4 protein-coding genes are annotated in these 4,275 nt (G+C 75.4%); all 4 read right to left on the minus strand.

The genetic code is table 11. The features are described from left to right. Positions 1-36: 36 nt before the first annotated feature. Positions 37-2,112, minus strand: coding sequence for an elongation factor G (gene fusA / locus KS423_RS39770; protein WP_224284601.1), 2,076 nt, complete (start codon positions 2,110-2,112; stop codon positions 37-39). A 390-nt stretch (positions 2,113-2,502) separates the two neighbouring features. Continuing rightward, positions 2,503-3,057 carry a hemerythrin domain-containing protein gene (locus KS423_RS39775; protein ID WP_224284602.1) on the minus strand — a complete coding sequence of 185 codons (555 nt, stop codon included), beginning with the start codon at positions 3,055-3,057 and terminating at the stop codon, positions 2,503-2,505. A 152-nt stretch (positions 3,058-3,209) separates the two neighbouring features. Continuing rightward, positions 3,210-3,764, minus strand: coding sequence for a nuclear transport factor 2 family protein (locus KS423_RS39780; RefSeq protein WP_224284603.1), 555 nt, complete (start codon positions 3,762-3,764; stop codon positions 3,210-3,212). Positions 3,765-3,833: 69 nt separating this feature from the next. Further along, positions 3,834-4,275 (minus strand): DMT family transporter (locus KS423_RS39785; protein WP_224284604.1); only part of this gene is annotated, 442 nt, incomplete at its 5' end.

Here is a 4,275-nt window from a genome sequence, read left to right on the forward strand (position 1 = left end):
CCCGCCGCGGAAAGGGGCGGGGCCGGGCGGCACTGCTCAGCCGGCGGGGGCGTAGCCGGCCGGGCGGGTGGTGAAGGTGCCGCGGCCCTGGGTGCGGCCGCGCAGGCGCCCGGCGTAGCCGAACAGTTCGGCGAGCGGTACCAGTGCGCTGACCTGGGCGGTGGTGCCGGGGCCGGGTTCGGTGGCCCGGACGTGGCCGCGGCGGGCGGCGAGGTCGCCGAGGACGGCCCCGAGGGCGTCCTCGGGCACGGTGACGCTCACCTCGGCGAGCGGTTCCAGCAGGTGCATCCGCGAGGCGCGCAGTGCCTCGCGCACACCGAGGCGGGCGGCGGTGCGGAAGGCGAGCTCGGAGGAGTCCTTGGGGTGGGTGGCCCCGTCGGTGAGGGTGACGGCGACGCCGGTGACCGGGTGGCCGCCGAGCGGTCCCTCGGTCAGGGCGTCGCGGCACCCGGCTTCGACGGCCTGCACGTACTCGCGTGGCACCCGTCCGCCGGTGACGGTGGAGGTGAACGCGAACCCCTCCTCGGCGTCTTCCGGCAGGGGGTGGACGTCGAGGACGAGGTGGGCGAACTGCCCGGCGCCGCCGTCCTGTTTGGCGTGCCGGTAGGTGAAGCCGGTGACGCCCTCGACGAGGGCCTCGCGCAGCGCGACGCGCGGACGGCCGACCACCGCCTCGACGCCGGCCTCGCGCCGGACCTTCTCCACCGCGACCTCCAGGTGCAGTTCGCCCAGGCCGGACAGGGTGCGCTGGCCGGTCTCGGGGTCGGTGGCCACGCGCAGGGACGGGTCCTCCTCGGCCAGGCGGGCGAGGGCGGCGGCGAGCTTGTCGGTGTCGGCGGTACGGCGGGCCTCGACGGCGACGGTGACGACCGGTTCGGCGCTCACGGGGGCCTCCAGGACGATGGGGTGCTCGGCGTCGCACAGGGTGGCGCCGACGCGGGTGTGTTTGGGGCCGACGACGGCGACGATGTCGCCGGCGCGGGCGCTGTCGGTCTCGGTGTGGCGGTGGGCCAGGTCGGTGAGGATGCGGGCGACGCGCTCGCGGCGGCCGGTGGTGGTGTCGAGCACGGTGTCTCCCTTGTGCAGGGTCCCGGCGTACAGGCGCAGGTGGGTCAGGCGCCCGGTCGGGGCGGCCGTGACCTTGAACGCCAGTGCGGTCAGGGGCTGTCGGGGGTCGGCCTCGCGCTGCTGGGTGCGGTCGGCGGAGCGGGTGGGCGGGACGTCGAGCGGGGAGGGCAGGTAGGCGACGGCGGCGTCCAGGAGCGGTTCGATGCCGCGGTTGCGGTAGGCGGAGCCGCACAGCACCACGACGGCCTCGCCGGTGCGGGTGAGGTCGCGCAGCGCGGCGGTGAGGGTGTCGGCGCCGAGCGCGGCGTGGGCGCAGAACTCCTCCAGGGCGTCGGGGTGCAGTTCGGCCACCGCCTCCTCCAGGGCGCGGCGGCGCTCGGCCGCCACGGCTTCGAGGCCGGCCGGGACCGGGCCTTCGTGCAGGGTGCCGTCGTCGTCCCAGGTGAGGGCGCGCAGGCGCACCAGGTCGACGACGCCGGTGAACGATTCCTCGGCGCCGATGGGCAGGTGGACGGCCAGCGGGCGCGGATGCAGGCGTTCGCGGATGTCGGCGACGGCGGTGTCCAGGTCGGCGCCCGCGCGGTCGAGCTTGTTGACGAAGGCGATGCGCGGCACGCCGTGGCGTTCGGCCTGGCGCCACACCGACTCGCTCTGCGGCTCGACGCCGGCGACCGCGTCGAACACCGCCACCGCGCCGTCGAGCACCCGCAGGGAGCGCTCGACCTCGTCGGCGAAGTCGACGTGGCCGGGGGTGTCGATGAGGTTGATCCGGTGCCCGGCCCAGGCGCAGCTGACGGCGGCGGCGAAGATGGTGATGCCGCGTTCGCGTTCCTGGGGGTGGCAGTCGGTGACGGTGGTGCCGTCGTGGACCTCGCCGCGCTTGTGGGTGGCGCCGGTGAGGTAGAGGATCCGCTCGGTGACGGTGGTCTTGCCGGCGTCGACGTGGGCGAGGATGCCGAGGTTGCGGACGGCGGCGATGGTGCCCTCGGTCGCGGCGGTGGTGGTGGCTGCGGTCGTGGCGGCGGTGGTGGTGTGGGTGCGCATGGCCCGGGTGCCTTTCGAGGCGGTTGTTCCTGGTGGTGGGCGCGCGATTGGGCAGTGCCGACGTGCCGTCGGACCGGGCGTGTGTGCCGTGGCGGGCCCGCGCGGTGCGCAGCAGGCGCAGCGGGCGCAGCGGGACCTCGGGTGTCAGACGGTGGCGGCACTGCTCCGGTGCCGGCCGCGCAGCGGGCACCGGGAGGAACGGGACACCAGGATCACCTCGTACCGCGACGCGGGAGAGGGGGCGGCGGCGCTCTGCTTCGGCATGGCCGCCCGCCCCCTTTCTCGTCTCGTTCGTCGCGGCGGTCGTCAGTGGTCGTCGCGGTGGGCCGCGCGTCGGGGCGCGGCCGCGTGGCGAGTGTAGGGAAGGCGGGTCGTGCGGGGCGACGGGTTTTACGGCGTCGGGCTCTGCGGGGCCGGGCTGCGCGGCGGACCGAAGCGCAGTACCGGCTCCGACCAGCCGTCGTCGCTCACCCCGGCGTCCAGGGCGGCGCCGATGGCCCGTTCCTCGTACGCGAAGTGGGAGTCCATGATGGCGGCGAGCCCGTCGAGTTCGCGTCCGATCGGCTCCAGGGCGGAGCCGGTGGCGCCCCCGGCGGAGGCGTCGGCGGCGGCGATGTCGGCGGCCCGGTCGGCGAGCTCGCGCACCCGGGTGAGGATGTGGGTGATGAGGCCGTGGTCCTCGACGAGTCTGCCGATGGTCGGCGCCAGGTCGGGCCGTTCGCGCAGGAGTTGGGCGAACAGTCCGGTGTCCTCGCCCTGGTGGTGATTGGTCAGGGCGGTGCAGAAGGCCAGGCAGTGGGTGAGGAGTCCGTTGTCGTCGCCGCCCGGGCGGCGGGGCCGGCCGAGGTCGGTGCGCAGGCCGTCGAGGCGGCGGCGCAAGTCCCGGTGTGCGAGGGAGAGTTGAAGGCTGAGGGCGGCCGTACGGCCGGTGGAGGGGGAGGCCACGGGTGGCGGTCCCTTCGGTTGCGCACCTCCATGCCTGACGCAGTCCGTCACCGGCACGCGATGCTCGCGCCATCGGACCACGCGGTCCGGCCGGAAGGCAAGCGGAGCCCCGGTACGCGCAGGGGTTCCGGGGCCGCCGTCACGCCCCGCCGTCACGCCCCGCCGGCGAGGTCGCGCAGGGTCGCCCCGGCCTTCGGGGTCAGGACGAGCGGGCCCCTGCCGCTGGTCCACACGGCCTGCACGTCGAGGCTTCGCAGGCGCCAGCCGTCGGCGGTGCGCACCGCCTCGCCGGTGAACGTGCCGCCGACGTCGAAGTGGCCGCCGGGTTCCTCGCCGCGTGCCTGCTGGGTCGAGGCGAGGTGGACGTGCGCCATGACGGCGTTCCAGCGCACCGCGGCCCGGTCCCCGTCCAGGTCGATCATGTAGTTGGCGCCCACGTGCTGGGTCCGCTCGAACTTCCCGAGGGTTGCCTGCTCGGACTCGGCCAGCCCGTCGATGCCCTCGTGGTCCCCCACCGGCGTGGTGATCCGCACGTCGGGGGTGAAGTAGCGCCGCGCCCACGCCTCGTCGAACCGCCCGCCGCCGCGGGGCACGGTGTCGAGGCTGAGCAGGTAGCCGTCGATGAGGCCGGTGATGTCGGCGCGGTCGGTGAGGACCTGGACCCGCTGTTCGAGCGCGGCGAGGTTCGTGGTGGTGGTGATGGTCATGGTCCCGACTTCCTGGGATCGCGGTGCGTGTCGCGGCCGGTCCGGTCGCGCACCACGGAGACTAGAAGTTCAAGTCGACTTGAGATCAAGGCCTCGGTCCGGAACCTGCCGGACCCGCCCGGCGGCGGGATCGGGATCGGGATCGGCGCAGGGCTCGGCGGCATCAGGCCCGGCGGCGGGGCCGGGCTCGGCGGTGGGCTCGGCAGCCGCACCGGTGCGCGGGCGCCCGAGCAGGATTCCGGCGACCACCAGCGCCAGCCCCGCGCCCTGGCGCACCCCGAAGGGGTCGCCGTCCAGTGCGGTGCCCAGCAGCACGCCGGTGAGCGGGTTGAGCAGTCCGAGCAGGCCCACCGTGCCGGCCGGCAGGTGGCGCAGTCCGGCGAACCAGCAGGTGAAGGCGAGCGCGGTGGCGACCACGGTGGCGTAGCCGAAGGCGAGCAGGGTGGGCCCGTCCGCCGCCGGGGGCGCGCCCTCGACGGCGGCGGCGAGCGGCAGCAGCACCAGGCCGCCG

This window comes from Streptomyces sp. LS1784 (assembly GCF_020103755.1).
Classification (GTDB): domain Bacteria; phylum Actinomycetota; class Actinomycetes; order Streptomycetales; family Streptomycetaceae; genus Kitasatospora.